Here is a 15,301-nt window from a genome sequence, read left to right on the forward strand (position 1 = left end):
GGGGCCGGGACCGGCGCGGTTCGTCGATTCAGGGCGCCGCCGTGCCGACGGTGACGTGCGGGACCGCGCGTATCCGGAGGCGTCAGCCCGCGCGGACGGAGAACTCGTTGCCGTCCGGGTCGGCCAGCTCGACGGCGCCGTCCGTACCGGTACCGAGCCGGGTGGCACCGAGGGCGACCAGCCGGTCGACCGTCGCCCGTTGGTCACCGTCGGTCGGTGCGAGGTCGAAGCGCTGCGGATTCCGGCCGCCCTTGGCGGTGACCGGCGGGCCGCCCCAGGCGACCTTCGTTCCGCCGTACGGTGACTGGATCGCGGTCTGCTCGTCCTGGTCCCACACCAGCGGCCAGCCCAGCGCCTCGCTCCAGAAGAGTCCGACCTCGCGGGTGCCGTCGCAGGCGATCTCGCCGAGCGGCCCGCACCCGGCGAGGTAGGCGTTGCCCGGCTCGATCACGCAGAACGCGTTGCCCTCGGGGTCGGCCAGGACGATGTGCTCCTCCTCGGGGCGTTGCCCGACGTCCAGGTGGCCGCCGCCGAGGCGCAGCGCCGTCGCCACGTGCTGCCGCTGCTCGTCGACGTCGGCGCTGGTGAGATGGAGGTGCAGCCGTCTCGTCCCGGCCTTCGCCGCCGGACCGGGGACGAACCGCAGGCCGAGTTGGGTGTCGTCGCCGGGCAGCAGCGCACCAGCGGCGTCGTTCCCGACGACCTCCCGGCCGAGCATCTCGGCCCAGAACCGCCCCAGACGCGCCGGGTCCTGCGCGTCGAAGGTCACCGTCAGCACCGGCAAGATCATGACGGTACGGTAGCCAGGCTCCCGCGAGGCGACAAGGTATTTACCGGCCACCAGCGTTGGTCCGGAAAGGGTGGCTCGAGTCACCCGGCAAAACCGTCAACAGAACGGGCTGCCGAGTTCGTAACGGTTCGGGTCAGGTACCTCCTCGATGCCCTTGAAATCACCTCGCATGGCCCAGATCTGCCGATAGTTGGCGTGCCCCTGACTGATCGGCGTTCCGTCGGCAGCCAGCCGGGTCCGGTCGGCACAACTCATCGGGCTGAGGGAGAACGGATGACCCTCGTCGGTTATGACGACGTGCCTGGCCTCGTTGCCGAGGTGGTAGTCGATACGGATCTCGAAGGACACCGCCCACCGGCTGGCCACCGACCGGACGACGAGGGTGTCCTGGACCGCGTCCTTGATCGTGAGGGTCTTCTTCTGGAAGAACAACTCGCCAGGCTTGTACTCCCCACTGTCGTCCCGGCGGGCCGCGACCCGGGCCCGGGGGTCGGCCTCGTCGAAGTCGAACATCATCTCGACCGTGTTGCCGGACTCCTGCGGCGGGACGAAAAGCAGGGTCCCGTCGTACGGCTTCTCGCGCCGGACGTTGACGGGTTTGATGCTGTCCACCCTGATCGGCTGGTTGCGCCGACCCTCGACGGTCAACCGCAGCGTCTGCTTCGGAATCTCGGCGCCTCCGGCAGCCCGTAACTCGGCGGCGAGCCGATCCAGGCTGTACCCGTCCGGGTCGGTGTAGTCGAGTGACCATTTGCCCAGGAAGCTCTTCTGCCGGGCGGTCAGTTCAACCCCCGTGGGCAGCGCGATGACCCAGCCGTCATTCTCATGGGCGACGGTGTAACGCAGATCCTCCGTCGACCGCGCGACTTCGCGGATCGCGTCCTTGGCCGCGGGGCCGTCGACCACCTCGGGCCCGGCCCAGAGCAGCACCGCGCTGAACGCGCCGGCCACCACGGCGGCCGTCACGCCGGCGATCCACCCGACGGCCGACTTGGTGAGCCCTCGCCACCAGGGCGCAGGCTGATCCTTCTCCTCGGGGCGAACCGGCTGGATCTTCTCATCGGGGCGGCCCGGCCTGGACGAATTCGGTCGGCGCGCTGTTGCTCCACGCTTCTTGCGCGACATCCCGCTCCCTTCCCTCAGCCATCGTCCCCTCCCGGCGCCGGCGGTCACCCGCCTGCCGATCGGCGTCCCGACCGCGGAGCGTACACAGAGGACTCCACTCTACGAAGCGTTACGCACTATGGCGGACCGCGGCGGGCTGCGGCGACGCCGATCGACCCGGATGGTCGCACCTGCGGTCACCGGGTCAGCGCGACCAGCAGTACGCGCATCCGACCACGGTAGGCGGCAGTGGCCACGGCAGGCCCGCCCCGCGGGGATCGCCGCAACTTTTCCCACCGCGAGTCAACCTTTTCCCGCTGCCGTCCGTAACCTTGGGTGGGATCGACTGCGGGGAGGAAGATCAACTGTGCGTGGCGGCGAGGGACGCGGGTCGGCACCACCACGACGATCACCCCGGACGACTCCGCCCCGGCAGCAACGACCCGGTCCGCCGCCGGCCCGCCAGGCCCAGCCGATCCGCCCGCCGGATCCGGCCCGTCGGCCCGAACCGGCCCGTCGGCTCGACTCTGCCCGTCGATCCGGGCCGCCGCCCGGCCGCGGGTCCGCCGCGCAGTACCGTCCCACCTCCTCGGCCCGGCCACTGCCCCGGTCGCACCGCCGTCCCCGCCGCCGGCGCCCGTTAACGGTCGTGTTCACCGTGCTCGCCGTGCTCGCCGGGCTCGGCCTGGCGGCCGGTGGCGCGTACGCGGCGAAGGGCGGCAAGCTCGGCGACTGGAGCCTGGACGCGCTGTCCGGCAAGGGCGACGCGGCCGCCGTACCCCCGACCGGCAGCCCCACGCCGGTTCGCGTCGGCACGCCCCGGCAGGCGACCGCCGGGCCGTCGACCGTCGCGGAACCGACCGTGACGTATGCCCAACGCGGCACCGGCACCTGGCGGACCGCCAAGGAGCAGGGTGCCGTCGCCGGTCGTTCCGGCCAGTTGCTGCGCTACCGGGTCGCGGTCGAGGGAGGCATCGGCAACATCGACCTGGAACGGTTCGCCGGCCAGGTCGCGGCCATCCTGGCCGACCCTCGGGGATGGACCGGAGGCGGCAGGTGGCGGCTGCAGCGGGTCGGCCCCCGGGTCGCCGCCGACTTCACCGTCCAACTGGCCACCCCGGTCACCCGCAGCCGTCTCTGCGGCGACACCACCGACCTCTACACCTCGTGCCGGGTCGGCGATCAGGTGGTGCTCAACGTGGCCCGCTGGGTGCGCGGCGTGCCGCAGTTCGGTGGTGACCTGACGACCTACCGGCAGTATCTGGTCACCCACGAGGTCGGGCACCGGCTCGGCCACGGCCACGAGTTGTGCCCGAAGGCGGGCGGGCCGGCACCGGTGATGCAGCAGCAGACCTTGGGCCTGCACGGTTGCCTGCCGAACGCCTGGCCCCGGCCGAAGGACGCGGACTTCGCCGGCCCGCCCGGCGCGTACGACGATCCGATCCCGACGGACGGCTGAGCACCGCCCGGCGGACCGTCCGCACCCGGTACCGGACCGCCGCACCGGCGGTCAGTCGGCGGAGCTGCTCCGGGTGGTCCGGCGCCGGGCCGGACGCCGGCGGGGACGCTCCTGCCCGCCGGCGAGCCTGGTGTGGGTCAGCACATTGGCCAGACCGATCCCGATCACCGCGAGCCCGACCTGGAAGGCGAGCACGATCCAGTCCCAGTGCAGCACCCACAGCCGTACCGGGGCCCGGTCGTCCACGCCGAGCCAGCGGGCGAGGAACAGCCCGAGCAGCGCCGCGCCCACCCCGATGAGGAAGGTCAGGAACGCGCCGATGCGCTGCCGACCGGGCAGCACCAGCCGCCCGAGCACCCCGATCAGCACACCGACCAGGATGGCGCTGAGATAGTCGGTCACCTGCATGTCGGGCGCTCCCTTCGACCTGATGTCCGGTCGGTGGATGCCCGGAACGCCGCCCTCGGCAAACCTTCCGCAGGTCACCGGCGTCGCGGCGCCGGTCCGAGCACCCCGCGGCGGCCCGCCCGAGCACCCGGGTCGCGGCCGTTCAGCAGCTCGTAAGGCTGGAACGCCGGCCTTTCAGGGTCGGGAGGAAAGCCGTCACTGAGCGGGACGTTTCTGGTTTTCGATGTATTCCTTGACCACCGTAAGGGGTGTTCCGCCGCAGGTTCCGGCGAAGTACGACGGGGACCACAGGTGCCCGTTCCACAGGTATTTGCGCAGGTGGGGGCTGTGTTCCTGGCGTAGGTAGCGGGCTGAGACGCCCTTGAGGCTGTTGACCAGCTTCGACAGGGTGACCGTCGGCGGGTAGTGGACGAGCAGGTGGACGTGGTCGGTTTCGCCGTTGAATTCGCGCAGCTCTGCGCCGAAGTTTCGGCACACGTCGGCCATGATCTGTTCGCAGCGGGTGAGGATCGGGTCGGTGAGTGCTCCTGTCCGGTACCTGGTGGTGAAGACCAAGTGGACGTGGAGGTTGTGCACGACCGAACGGCCGCGGCGGACATCGGGGTCTGGGGTCCATCGTGGTGACACAGACCAAATGATACAGTGGGCACGTGAAGCTGGTCGTGCAGGTGAAACTCCTGCCGTCGCCGCAGCAGGCGACGGCGTTGGAGGCGACCCTGCGCGCCTGTAACGCCGCGGCGTCCGAGGCCGCCGCCACGGCCCGGGAGGTCGACTGCTACCGCAACTATGACCTGCGTAAACACGTCTACCAGGGCATCAAGGCCGATCACCGGCTCGGCGCCCAGGCCGCGCAGCATGTGATCAAAAAGGTCTGCGACGCCTACAAGGCCCTGGCCGCGAACGTCCGGGCGGGCAACTACGGCAAGCCCGGCTCGAAACGCCGCCAGGCGATCGAGACCAACCCGATCACGTTCCGGTGGGAGGCCGCGCAGCCGTACGACGCGCGGATGCTGTCGTGGCAGCGCGACGCCCGCACGGTGTCGATCTGGACGGTCGACGGCCGGGTCAAGAACGTCGCCTACACCGGCTCCGCGGACCAGCTCAAGGCCGTGACCACGCTGCCGGTCGGCGAATCCGACCTGGTCCACCGCGACGGCATGTGGTTCCTGTACGCCACCGTCGAGGTGGACGAGCCAGAGCTGATCGACCCGAACGGGTTCCTCGGCGTGGACATGGGCATCGCAAACATCGCATACGACTCCGACGGCACGGGATATGCCGGCGGACGACTCAACGGCTACCGCCGCCGGCAGCAGCGACTGCGCCGCCGGCTGCAGGTCAAGGGCACCAAGTCGGCCCGGCGGCTGCTCGCCCGGCGTCGGCGCACTGAAGCGCGGCACGCCGCGAACGTGAACCACGTGATCGCCAAGACCATCGTGACCGAGGCTGCACGCACCTCGCGCGGGATCGCCGTCGAAGACCTGACGGGAATCCGCGCCAGGGTCCGGCTCAGGAAGCCCCAACGGGTCACGCTCTCCTCGTGGTCGTTCCACCAGCTCGGCGCCTTCCTGGCCTACAAAGCCCGCCGGGCCGGTGTACCGCTGGTCCAAGTCGACCCGCGGTACACCTCCCAGACCTGCAACCGGTGCGGACACCGCGACAAACGCAACCGCCCCGACCAGGAAACCTTCACCTGTCGATCGTGCGGGGTCGTTGCCCACGCCGATCACAACGCGGCCCTCAACATCGCTCAACGCGGTGTCGAAGGCTGGGGCGCAGTCAACCGACCACACGCGGCCCGACCTCGCAGCCAACGAGGAGGAGACCTGCAAGCCTGGCCCTCTAGGGCCGGGTAGTTGACAGGACCCGGGTCGCGCCCTCGCGACGGGCGTGCCTGGCGAGGGCATCGGCGTCGGCGTCGGCGTTGGCGCACAACACGATCGACGCGCCGGTCACCAACGGCGCCAGCAGCCAGGTCACCGGGTGCTCGTGCGCGGTGTCCACCAGCACCCGGTCGCCGGCCCGGAAGCCGTGCCGCGCGGCGATCTCCTCGGCCAGCCTGCGCCACTGCGCGAACGTGGTGCCGTCCACGGTGGCCGCGTCACCGCCGCGCACCGCGTCGTACGGCGGGGCGGTGTCGGCGTGCCGGCGCACCGCCGCGACGTAGTCGCGGTAACCGTCGGGCACCTCGGCCAGCGGCGCCGCGTCCGGCGTCAGACCCAGCGCGAACCGGTGCTCGGCCGGCGGTACGTCCTCCAGCCAGTCGTCGATCCGGCGCAGCGCCGCGAACGTCACCTGGAACGGACCGTTCGCACCCGGCCCGATCCTCGGCAGCCCGGCGGTCGCCGCCGGGTGGAAGGCCACCGACAGGCCGGCCGACCACGCGCCGAACAGCACCGCCGCGGTCTGCCAGTGCGGCGGGAGCAGCACCGCCACCCGGTCACCCACGGTCAGCCGGCACTCGTCCAGCAACAGGTGCGCGGTGCGGGCGGCCCATCCGCCCAGCTGCGCGGCGGACAGCTCGGCGCGCTCGCCGGTGGCCGCGTCGAGGTAGGTGAGCAGCGGGTGACCGCCGTGCGCCGGGTCGGCCAGGACGGCTCCGGGACCCGGGCTCGCTGACAGCATGATCGACTCCTCGGCGCCGGTCGGCCCGCCGTCCTGGCGTTCCGGTCACCGCCGGCGGTCCGGTCGGCCCGGCAGCGGCGGGTGGACCCTCAACGTACCGTCCCGGTCGGCCGGGACGTCGTCCTGACACGTCTGCGGCGGCGGACCACCGGCCGAACCAGGGCCGGCAGCCACGGCAGGACGCCCAGCAGGAGCAGCAGCGACAACAGCGGCGTGCGCCACCACCAGGTGACCACGGCCGGCGGCGGGTCGGGCGTCGGTGCCAGCCACGGCCGGGTGGTCTTGGCCCAGGCGAGGAAGGCGTCCCCGATCGGCAGTAGCCCGAACGCGTACCGCTTGCCGAACGGGGTGTCCAGGGGCAGGCCGGCCAGCTCGCCGTAGTTGGCCAGGGCGGCGGCCAGCGACGCGTCGCCCTGCACCTGCGCCGCGCCGATCGTCACGGCGGTGGCGGACAGACTCACCCCCAGCGGCAGCGGACCGCTGTCCACGTCCGCCGGGCCGGTCACGCCACGCGGGTACTCCCGGACCGCCGGACCGAGCCCCAGCGGCGAGGCGACGAAGTCGCGCCGGAAGGCGAGGTACTGTTCGCGGGCGAAGGCTTGGTCGATCTCCACCAGGAACCGTTGCAGCATGCCCTGCGAGGTCGCCCGGGCCACCTCCGCCGGAGCGCCGGTCTCCGGGTCGACCCGGTGCGGCAGCAGTCCGGTCCGCGGGTCGAGCCGTTGTCGTACGCCGGCCAGCCAGCGGGTCACCGTGCCGCCGAACCGGGCCGGCAACAGCGCGTCGTGCAACCGCAGCGACGCCACGGCCACGGTGGAGTCGACCGGCCAGGCCTGCCCCGGGTACGCCGACAGGAACGGCGTGCCGGCGGCGTCGAACGCGGCGCCGAGGGCGGCCGAGTCGTCGGCGAACCGGCGCAGCTCGCCGGGATCGCGCCGGTCGGTGGATTGCAGCCCGAGGATCCCGCCGCGCAGCCAGTTCGTCCAGCCCGTGTAGAAGACCCCGTACGACGGGGTGAGGTCGGGGCTGAACGGTGCCCGCCCGGCCGGTGTGTCCAGCCGGGCCAGGGCCCAGCGGGCCTGCCGCAGTGCCGTGACCCGGTCGGCGTCGTCGCCACGCCGACCCAGCTCGACCCAGGTCAGCCCGTACAGGGCGTGCAGGAAGAAGTAGCCCTCCGGGAACAGTTGCTGGGCCCGTTCGCCGGCACCGTCCGCCAACGCGTCGCGCAGGAACGCCAGCTGCCGGCGTACGCCGATCGGCTCGCCGGCCGTACCGGTGGTGGCCGGCACGACCAGCCGCACCACGCCCGCCAGCGCGCACAGGCTGAGCAGCGCGCCAACCAGCGCGGCGAGCCGCCGCCGGAGGCGGTGCGGCGGCGCCGCCGGCTCGACGGGGCGCGCGACTTCCTCGGCGCGCACGGCGGCCGACCCGGCGGTACGCGCCCCACCCTCGGCGGTACGCGCCCCACCCTCGGTGGCCGGTCCGGTGCCGGTGGCCGGTCGGGTGCCGGCGTTGCCCGGCGTGGTCACGGGATCCGCGGCCGGTCGGCCGCGCCCGGCACCGCCGACCGCACGGCCGGCCACGGCTGCCCGGCACCCGGGTACGCCTGACCGGGCATCGGTGGTCGGGGCGACGACCACGGCCCCGGCGGGGGCGGGGCGACGACCAGTTCCGGCCAGACCGCGGCGGCCCGGGCCCGGACGGCGGCCAATCGGCGCAACGCGCGGCGGTGCCGCTCGGCGTGCACGGCGGCCAGGTACGCCAGGTGCGGCGTACCCGCCGGCGGTGGTGGCCGGGTCGCCGCCGCCACCTCGGCGGCGAGCCGGTATGCGAGCCGGCCCCGGGCCGGCTCGCGCAGTTGTCGTTGCCGGGACAGGAAGTGCCGCACCGCCAACGCCAGGTCGTCGTCCATGCCGGCCAGGTCCAGAGTGCTGGCCCAGCCGGCGAGTCCGGGCGCGGTCGGCGGCATCCAGCCCCACACCGCCGGCGTGCGTTCGTGCACCACGATGGTGCCGGCCGCGTAGTCGCCCAGCCGCTTGCCCTGCGGGCTGACCGTCATGGTCCACAGGCAGGCCAGCCAGGTCAGTGGCGGGGCGAGCAGGCCCGGCCACTCGATCGCGGCGCTGACCAGCCCCCGGGTCATCGCCTGGCGGAACCGGATCGGCCCGCCGTCGTCGCGGACCACCCGCAGGCCCAGCGCGTACTTGCCCAGGGTCCGGCCACCGCTGACCGATTCCAGCAGCACCGGGTAGCCGAGCACCACGGTCGCGATGACCACGACGACGATGCCGTCGAACCACGCCGAGTCGAGTTCGACGAGGCCGGTCTGCCCGACCAGCACCGCCAGGATGCCCACGCCGGTGATCAGCATCCAGAACGTCGCCACCTGGACCACGAGGTCGATCAGGCGGGCCAGCATCCGGGAACCGGTCCGGGCCACCCGCAGGTCGAGGCTCACCGCCTCGCCGGTGACGAACCGGGCGGAGCCGGTGCCGTGGTCGGCGTCGGCCGACCGGCTGGTGCTGCCGGCGGTCAGTGGTGCGAGGGGCGCGTGCGTGGTCACCCGCACAGTGTCCCTGACCGGTACGCTCGGCGGTGCCCTCGACCGGGGCCGTCGGCGGCAGCCGGTCGTCGGATCCTCGTTACGGGAGCTGCGGTGGACCTGGACGCCTTCGTCACCGAACACGGCGGGGAGTGGCACCGGTTGCGGATCCTGCTCGGTCGGTCCCGGCGCAAGCTCACCGCCGCCGAGGTGGACGAGATGGTGACGCTCTACCGCCGCACCGCCACCCACCTGTCCGTCGTGCAGAGCCGCTCGCCCGACCCGAATCTCGTCTCCGTGCTCACCCAACTGGTGCTGCGGGCCCGGGCCCGGCTGAACCCGGCACCCGGCTTCTCGGCGGCGTCGATGGTCCGGTTCCTCACGGTGGTCTTCCCGCTGGCCGCCTACCGGGCCCGTTGGTGGTGTCTCGGCGTGGCGGTCGGGTTCGTCACGGTGAGCACGATCCTCATCCGGCTGGTCGCCACCGACCAGCGGGTGGCGCTGGAGTTCATGCCCGAGAACGCCGTCGACGATCTGGTCAACCACGGCTTCGAGGCGTACTACAGCGAACATCCGCCGCAGAACTTCACCTTCGCGGTGTGGACCAACAACGCCTGGGTGAGTGCCGTCTGCCTCGCCGGTGGGGTGCTCGTGCTGCCGGTGCTCTACCTGCTCTGGGAGAACGCGCTGAACCTCGGGATCGTCGGTGGCCTGATGGTCGGCCACCACCGGACCGACACCTTCCTCGGCCTGCTGCTGGTGCACGGCATGCTGGAGTTGACCTGCATCTTCGTCGCCGCCGGGGTGGGTCTGCGGATCGGCTGGGCGTGGATCGCGCCCGGTCCGCTGCGTACCCGGGGACAGTCCGTCGCGGCGGCCGGCCGGTCCGGTGTGGCGGTGGCCATCGGTCTGGTGCCGGTCCTTCTGGTGAGCGGCTTCGTCGAGGGCTTCGTCACCCCGGCGCCGCTGCCCCCGCCGGTGAAGCTGGCCTTCGGGGCGTTCGTCTGGCTGGCCTTCCTGGCCTACATGATCGGGTTCGGCGCGCGTGCCGTGCGCAACGGCGAGACCGCCGACGTCGACGAACTCGACCGCGAGGCGTTCGCCCCCACGGTCTGACGTCGGACGTGCCGGTCCCGGCTACAGCCGGCCGGCGGCCTTCAGCGCCAGGTACCGGTCCGCCACCGCACCGGCGAAGGTCTCCACCGGGGCGTCCACCACCTGCACGTTGTAGCGGGTCAGCGCCGCCCGGACGCGGTGCAGCTCGGCGAGGGTCCGCTCGGCGGCGGCCGCGGTGTGCAGGTCGGCCGGGCCGCCCCGGCGGGCGGCCAACGCCTCCAGCGACGGATCGTGCACCGCGGCCACCAGCACCGTGTGCCGGGACACCAGCTGCGGCAGCACCGGCAGCAGCCCCTCGCCGAGCGCACCGGCGTCCAGTGTGGTGAACAGGACCACCAGGGACCGCTTGCGGGCCACCCGGAGCACCTCGGCCACGATCCGCCCGAAGTCGGTCTCCACCAGGGCCGGCGTGAGCCCGGCCAGCGCCTGGGTGAGCCGGTGCAGCTGGCTGCGCCGGATTGAGCTGGAGACGTTGGCGCGTACCAGGGTGTCCACCGCGAGCAGGTCGACCCGGTCGTCGGCGTGCGCGGCCAGCGCCGCGAGCAGCAGGGCGGCGTCGATGGCGGCGTCCAGCCGCGGCTCACCGGGGCGGGCCGGTTCCCCCGGCCCACCCACCGTGCCGACCCGGCCCGCGCTGGTCCGGCCGGTGTCCAGCACGCACAGCACCCGCCGGTCCCGTTCCGGCCGCCAGGTCTTGACCACGACGTGCTCGCGCCGGGCCGTGCCACGCCAGTCGATGGACCGCACGTCGTCACCGATGACGTACTCGCGCAACGAGTCGAACTCGGTGCCCTGGCCGCGGCCACGAGCCACCGTCCGCCCGTCGATGACCCGCAGCCGGGACAGCTTCTCCGGCAGGAAGCGCCGGGACGTGAACGGTGGCAGCGCGGTCAGCGTCCACGGCGGGGTGAGCGCCGCCGCGCGGCGGCGCCCGGTCTGCCGGAACGCCAGCCCCAGCGGCCCGTACGAGCGGATGGTGACCCGGGCCGCCGGCCGGTCGCCACGCCGGGTCGGAGTGAGCGTGGTGACCACGTCCGCCGACTCGCCCGGTTCGAGCTGCACCACGTGGGCGTACGGTTGCGCGGCACCCGCGGACGGCACCCAGGCGTCCCGGACCAGGGCGCGCAGCATCCGCAGCGACACGTTGGTCACCGTCAGGGTGACCTCGGCGCTCTCCCCGAGCCGCACCTGCCGCGGCCCGGAGCGGACCAGCCGCACCTCGCCGGCCGGCGCGGCGGCCAGCAGGTCCAGGCCGGTCAGCACCGCCACGACGGCCACCGCCGCGGCGAGCGCCCACCACATGCCAACCGGCGACAGCAGCCAGCCGCCGAGCGTCAGCGCCGCCGCGCCGAGCACACCGGTCAGCGCCGGTACCCGCCAGGTCAGCATGACGTCGGCGTCACCGGGGCGCCGGTACGGTGGCCAGCAACGCCTCCAGCACGGCGTCGGCGGTGGCGCCCTCCAACTCCGCCTCGTGCCGCACCCGGATCCGGTGGCGCAGCGCGGGCCGGGCCACCGCCTTCACGTCGTCCGGCGTGACGAAGCCCCGCCCGAGCAGCCAGGCGTTCGCCTTGGCCGCGTTCAGGACGGCGGTGGCGCCCCGGGGCGAGGCGCCCAGCTCCAGCGACGGCGTGTTCCGGGTGGCCCGGCACAGGTCCACGATGTACGCCAGCACCACGTCGGCCACCTGCACCTTGAGCGCGCCGCGGCGGGCCGCCGCCAGATCGGCCGTACCGGCGGCGGGACGTACCCCGGCGGCGGCCAGGTCCCGCGGGTCGAACCCGTTGTGGTGGGCGCGCAGGACGCCGAACTCCTCGTCCCGGCTGGGCAGCGGCACGGTCAGCTTGAACAGGAACCGGTCCAGCTGCGCCTCGGGCAGCGGGTAGGTGCCCTCGTACTCGATCGGGTTCTGGGTGGCCACCACCAGGAACGGGTCCGGCAGCGGCCGCGGCCTGCCCTCGACGGAGACCTGCCGTTCCTCCATCACCTCCAGCAGCGCGGCCTGGGTCTTCGGCGGGGTCCGGTTGATCTCGTCGGCGAGCAGCAGGTTGGTGAAGACCGGCCCCTCGCGGAACTCGAACGACGCGGTCCGCGCGTCGAAGATCAGCGAACCGGTGACGTCCCCCGGCATCAGGTCCGGGGTGAACTGCAACCGCCGGGTGTCCAGTTCCAGTGCCGCGGCCAGGGTGCGTACCAGCAGCGTCTTGGCGACCCCCGGCACGCCTTCGAGCAGGACGTGCCCCCGGCACAGCAGCGCGACGAGCAGCCCGGTGACGGTGCCGTCCTGCCCCACCACGGCCTTGGCGACCTCGCCGCGCAGCCGGGTGAGGGCCTGCCGGGCGGCGGTCTCGTCCGGCTCGGCCGCAGCCGGGTCCCACCGGGGTTCGGCTCCACTCCGCCCCGCCGGCGCCGCTGTCTCTGTCACGCTGCTCCTCCTGGGTTGACCGGTCCTGTCGTTCCGGTGGGTCCTGGGCCCACCCGCAGCACGGCGGCGACCAGCGCGTCCAGCCGGTCGACGGCGGACTGGAACTCGTCGTCGGACGCCGGTTCCGGCCCGTGCAGTGTCGTCCGGACCTCGGCGTCCGGGATGCCGGTGCGGGCGGCGATGTGCCGGATCAGCTCCTCGTCCCCGCCGGCACCGCCCGGTCCAGCCAGGTGGTACGGATCGAACACGGGTGTCATCCGGCGCAGCGCCGCCGCCCGGAGCGTGGCCAGTGACGCCTCCCGGGAACGGATCCGCTGGTAGAGCCGGCCCCGTCCGGTGACCGTCTCGGTCGCCGGCACCACCACCGGCAACGGTTCCGCGACGGGTGGGCCGAGCCGACGGCCGCGGACCAGGGCGACCAGCACGGCCACGGTGGACAGCAGCACGACGGCGGCCCATAACACCGGCGGGAACGCGTGCCACTGCGGGTCGGTGCCACCGGAGTCGCGGTTCGGCTGCCGGTAGCCGGGCAGCTTGAACTTCGGCGGCGGCAGCGCCTCGGACGACTCCCTGCGGTGCACGTCGACCCAGATCACGTCGCGGTCCCGGCCGAGCAGCCCGGTGGCCAGTGACGCGTTGCCGGCCTCACCGATCCGACCGTTGCGGAACGGGTCGGTCGCGCCGACCGCGAGGATCTCCGAGTCGCCGTCGCCCCAGCCGACCAGGCCACCGCCGTAGCAGTCGGTCCGGGTCTGCTCGGGGGCCTGGTAGCGGGCCCGCAGCACCGCCGCCGGTCCGGCAGCCACGGCGAAGTCGGTGCCGCAGCCGGGTTCGGCGGTACGGGCGGCCCACCGCTGTGGGCCGGTGAGGAACCCGGCGTACAGCGCGGCCCGGCTGCCCGGGTACGCGAGCACCAGCCGGAATCCCGTCCGATCGTCGGCGACGTCCTCGAAGAAGCCCGGCGTGACCAGGTCCGGGGCCGGTACGAAGACGGTGGGGTCCGGGCGGAGGTCGGCGGAGTCGAGCAACCGCAGCGCCTCGGCCGAACTGGTCACCCGGTGCACGGTCACGCCGTTGCCGGCGAGCAGTTCGGCCAGCCGGCTCGACCCGTCCGGTCCGGTGCCGGTGGGGGAGAGGGTGCCCGGGTCGGCGAGGTCCGGCTCCTGCGCACCGTGCGCGACGCCGGTGACCAGGTAGAGCAGCACCAGGACGAGGAACGGCAGGGCGATCCGGTGCCAGCGCCGGGATCCGCGTACCCGGGCGGTCACGGGGTCGCCACCGGGGTCGGGGCCGGTGCGGGTCCGGTCAGCGCGTCCCGGACCCGGTCGCCGTGGGTTCGCATGGCCAGGTCGTCCTCGGCGGTGGCCGGCCGCAGCCCGTACCAGATCTCCGAGAAGAGGTCGGACGCGGCCCGCAGCGGTGCCGCCGTCGGGGGGTGGGCCCGGCCCGCCGCCCCGGCCAGTTCGGTCACCGTCCAGCCGGGCCGGGCGCTGACCACGCCGCGTTCGATGAGTTCCCGGATGATGGCCCGCAGTCGTTCCCGGACCGCCTCGGCGTAGCGCCCGGCCGCGGCCAGCTCGTCGGCGGACAGCGCGAGCACCGCCGCCGGCAGGTCCGGCACCTGGTCGTCGGGCAGGTCGGCACCGACCTCGGCGGCCCGCCCCCGGCGGCGCCGGCGACGCCACCGCCAGCGGAACCGCAGCGCCCCCAGGCCACGCCAGCGGAACCGGCGGCCGCGCCGGGACCGGCCCGAGCCGCGCAGGGTGCCCAGCCGCCAGCGGGCCGGCGACCAGGCCGGCCACAGATACCACAGCACCGCCACCAGCGCGGTGAACAGGAACAGTAAGATGCCGAGGGCCGGTACCCCGCCGGGCACCGGGTCGCCCAGGGTGGCGACCAGCTCGTTCCACCACCGGCTCACCGCGGCACCGCCAGGGCCGGGCCGGTGGAGACGCCGTGGCGCACCGCCCGGCGCAGCGTGATGTCCAACCCCTCGCTGCGCATCCGGGCCTCCAGGTGCAGCACGGTGTCCAGGCAACCGAGCACCGGGTAGGCGATGGCGTTGATCATCAGCCAGGCCAGGCCGGTGACGAGGTGATCCCGCCAGGCGACCCCGGTGTCGATCAACAGCCGCAGCGCGACCCAGCCGCCGATCCCGGTGGCCAGCCGGATGAACAGCCAGGCCAGGTAGCCGAGCAGGCGGATCCCGCCGGCGCGCAGGCCGGAGCGGGTGCACAGTCGCACCGAGCGGCCCAGGGCGGCGACCGGTCCGACCCGGTCTATCACCAGGGCCGGCATCGCCAGGCCGAACAGCAGATAGGCCACCGGCCAGCCGAGCACGGTGCCGGCGGCCACGCCGTACAGCACGGCCAGCACGACCGCCAGCACGCCGACGGCGACCGGGCGGACCGGTCGGGCCGGCGCGGCCGGGCCGAGCATCGCGGCCGGCGCCGCGGCGGCGCTCACCGCGGCCAGTACGGCCACGCAGCACATCTCGGTGCCGAAGCCCACGGTGAGCAACACCCAGTACCAGTCCCAGTGGTGCTGGTTCGGGAAGACCGCGTTGGCGACGTCGGCGAGCTGCCGCAGCGGGAAGAGCACGGCCTGCTCCAGCAGCGCCAGCAGGAAGCCCAGCCCGAGCAGCGTCCGGCCCCGGGTGCGCAACAGGGCGGTGGCCGCGTCGAGGATCTCGCCGGTGGTCATCGGGCGCAGCGGCACCGCACCCGACGTGCTCTCGTCCCGCAACGCGCCCCCGGCCGCCAGAAGGTCCCATGTGTCTGACCGGGCCCCATGGTTGCATGCCCGTACCGGCCCGGCGACCCCGCGCCGATA

General features: G+C 73.6%; 15 protein-coding genes. 3 read left to right on the top strand and 12 right to left on the bottom strand.

Translation table 11 applies throughout. The annotated features are described in order from the left end of the window. Positions 1 to 82: 82 nt before the first annotated feature. Both ACFOX0_RS22545 and ACFOX0_RS22550 read right to left on the bottom strand, forming a co-directional pair. Positions 83 to 790, bottom strand: coding sequence for a VOC family protein (locus ACFOX0_RS22545; protein ID WP_377549322.1), 708 nt, complete (start codon positions 788 to 790; stop codon positions 83 to 85). A 96-nt stretch (positions 791 to 886) separates the two neighbouring features. Continuing rightward, complete coding sequence (locus tag ACFOX0_RS22550) at positions 887 to 1,756, bottom strand: hypothetical protein (protein ID WP_377549324.1); 870 nt, start codon at positions 1,754 to 1,756, stop codon at positions 887 to 889. A gap of 787 nt (positions 1,757 to 2,543) precedes the next feature. On the opposite strand from ACFOX0_RS22550, the gene ACFOX0_RS22555 reads away from it, so the two are divergent. After that, on the top strand, positions 2,544 to 3,353 hold the full coding sequence (locus tag ACFOX0_RS22555) for a DUF3152 domain-containing protein (protein ID WP_377549326.1): 810 nt from the start codon (positions 2,544 to 2,546) through the stop codon (positions 3,351 to 3,353). Positions 3,354 to 3,404: 51 nt separating this feature from the next. Here the strand turns inward: ACFOX0_RS22555 and ACFOX0_RS22560 are convergent, their stop codons facing one another. Together ACFOX0_RS22560 and tnpA are read right to left on the bottom strand one after the other, a co-directional pair. Further along, entirely contained in the window at positions 3,405 to 3,761 is a 357-nt protein-coding gene (locus tag ACFOX0_RS22560; protein WP_377549328.1) for a GlsB/YeaQ/YmgE family stress response membrane protein, read from the bottom strand. Between the two features lie 195 nt (positions 3,762 to 3,956). Beyond that, entirely contained in the window at positions 3,957 to 4,388 is a 432-nt protein-coding gene (gene tnpA / locus ACFOX0_RS22565; protein WP_377549330.1) for an IS200/IS605 family transposase, read from the bottom strand. 23 nt (positions 4,389 to 4,411) lie between these two features. On the opposite strand from tnpA, the gene ACFOX0_RS22570 reads away from it, so the two are divergent. After that, on the top strand, positions 4,412 to 5,617 hold the full coding sequence (locus tag ACFOX0_RS22570) for an RNA-guided endonuclease InsQ/TnpB family protein (protein WP_377549332.1): 1,206 nt from the start codon (positions 4,412 to 4,414) through the stop codon (positions 5,615 to 5,617). On the opposite strand, the gene ACFOX0_RS22575 is transcribed toward ACFOX0_RS22570, so the two are convergent. The 3 genes from ACFOX0_RS22575 to ACFOX0_RS22585 form a co-directional block, all read right to left on the bottom strand. Then, positions 5,604 to 6,386, bottom strand: a complete 783-nt coding sequence (locus ACFOX0_RS22575) for a TIGR03089 family protein (protein WP_377549334.1) — start codon at positions 6,384 to 6,386, stop codon at positions 5,604 to 5,606. The two genes, ACFOX0_RS22570 and ACFOX0_RS22575, sit on opposite strands and share 14 nt — an antisense overlap. Positions 6,387 to 6,475: 89 nt before the next feature. After that, a complete protein-coding gene (locus tag ACFOX0_RS22580) occupies positions 6,476 to 7,915 on the bottom strand; it encodes a hypothetical protein (protein WP_377549336.1) in 1,440 nt (479 codons plus the stop codon). Further along, the gene (locus ACFOX0_RS22585; RefSeq protein ID WP_377549338.1) at positions 7,912 to 8,949 is read right to left on the bottom strand and encodes an RDD family protein; all 1,038 of its coding nucleotides are present in this window, start codon (positions 8,947 to 8,949) and stop codon (positions 7,912 to 7,914) included. Before ACFOX0_RS22585 ends, ACFOX0_RS22580 begins: the two co-directional genes overlap by 4 nt. Before the next feature lie 93 nt (positions 8,950 to 9,042). Between ACFOX0_RS22585 and ACFOX0_RS22590 the strand changes: the two genes are divergently transcribed. Continuing rightward, positions 9,043 to 10,044 (top strand): stage II sporulation protein M, encoded by a 1,002-nt coding sequence (locus ACFOX0_RS22590; protein WP_377549340.1) that lies wholly within the window; start codon positions 9,043 to 9,045, stop codon positions 10,042 to 10,044. A 21-nt stretch (positions 10,045 to 10,065) separates the two neighbouring features. Here the strand turns inward: ACFOX0_RS22590 and ACFOX0_RS22595 are convergent, their stop codons facing one another. From ACFOX0_RS22595 to ACFOX0_RS22615, 5 genes are all read right to left on the bottom strand, one after another. Beyond that, the gene (locus tag ACFOX0_RS22595) at positions 10,066 to 11,433 is read right to left on the bottom strand and encodes a DUF58 domain-containing protein (RefSeq protein ID WP_377549342.1); all 1,368 of its coding nucleotides are present in this window, start codon (positions 11,431 to 11,433) and stop codon (positions 10,066 to 10,068) included. Positions 11,434 to 11,443: 10 nt separating this feature from the next. After that, positions 11,444 to 12,364 (bottom strand): AAA family ATPase, encoded by a 921-nt coding sequence (locus ACFOX0_RS22600; RefSeq protein WP_449288865.1) that lies wholly within the window; start codon positions 12,362 to 12,364, stop codon positions 11,444 to 11,446. 101 nt (positions 12,365 to 12,465) lie between these two features. Continuing rightward, a complete protein-coding gene (locus tag ACFOX0_RS22605; protein WP_377549346.1) occupies positions 12,466 to 13,737 on the bottom strand; it encodes a DUF4350 domain-containing protein in 1,272 nt (423 codons plus the stop codon). Then, positions 13,734 to 14,390 (bottom strand): DUF4129 domain-containing protein, encoded by a 657-nt coding sequence (locus ACFOX0_RS22610; protein WP_377549348.1) that lies wholly within the window; start codon positions 14,388 to 14,390, stop codon positions 13,734 to 13,736. The genes ACFOX0_RS22605 and ACFOX0_RS22610 overlap by 4 nt, the downstream gene beginning before the upstream one ends. Further along, positions 14,387 to 15,214 (bottom strand): hypothetical protein, encoded by an 828-nt coding sequence (locus tag ACFOX0_RS22615; RefSeq protein ID WP_377549350.1) that lies wholly within the window; start codon positions 15,212 to 15,214, stop codon positions 14,387 to 14,389. The genes ACFOX0_RS22610 and ACFOX0_RS22615 overlap by 4 nt, the downstream gene beginning before the upstream one ends. Between the last annotated feature and the right edge of the window lie 87 nt (positions 15,215 to 15,301).

The sequence above is a fragment of the Micromonospora zhanjiangensis genome (genome assembly GCF_042650605.1).
GTDB classification, from domain to species: domain Bacteria; phylum Actinomycetota; class Actinomycetes; order Mycobacteriales; family Micromonosporaceae; genus Micromonospora_J; species Micromonospora_J zhanjiangensis.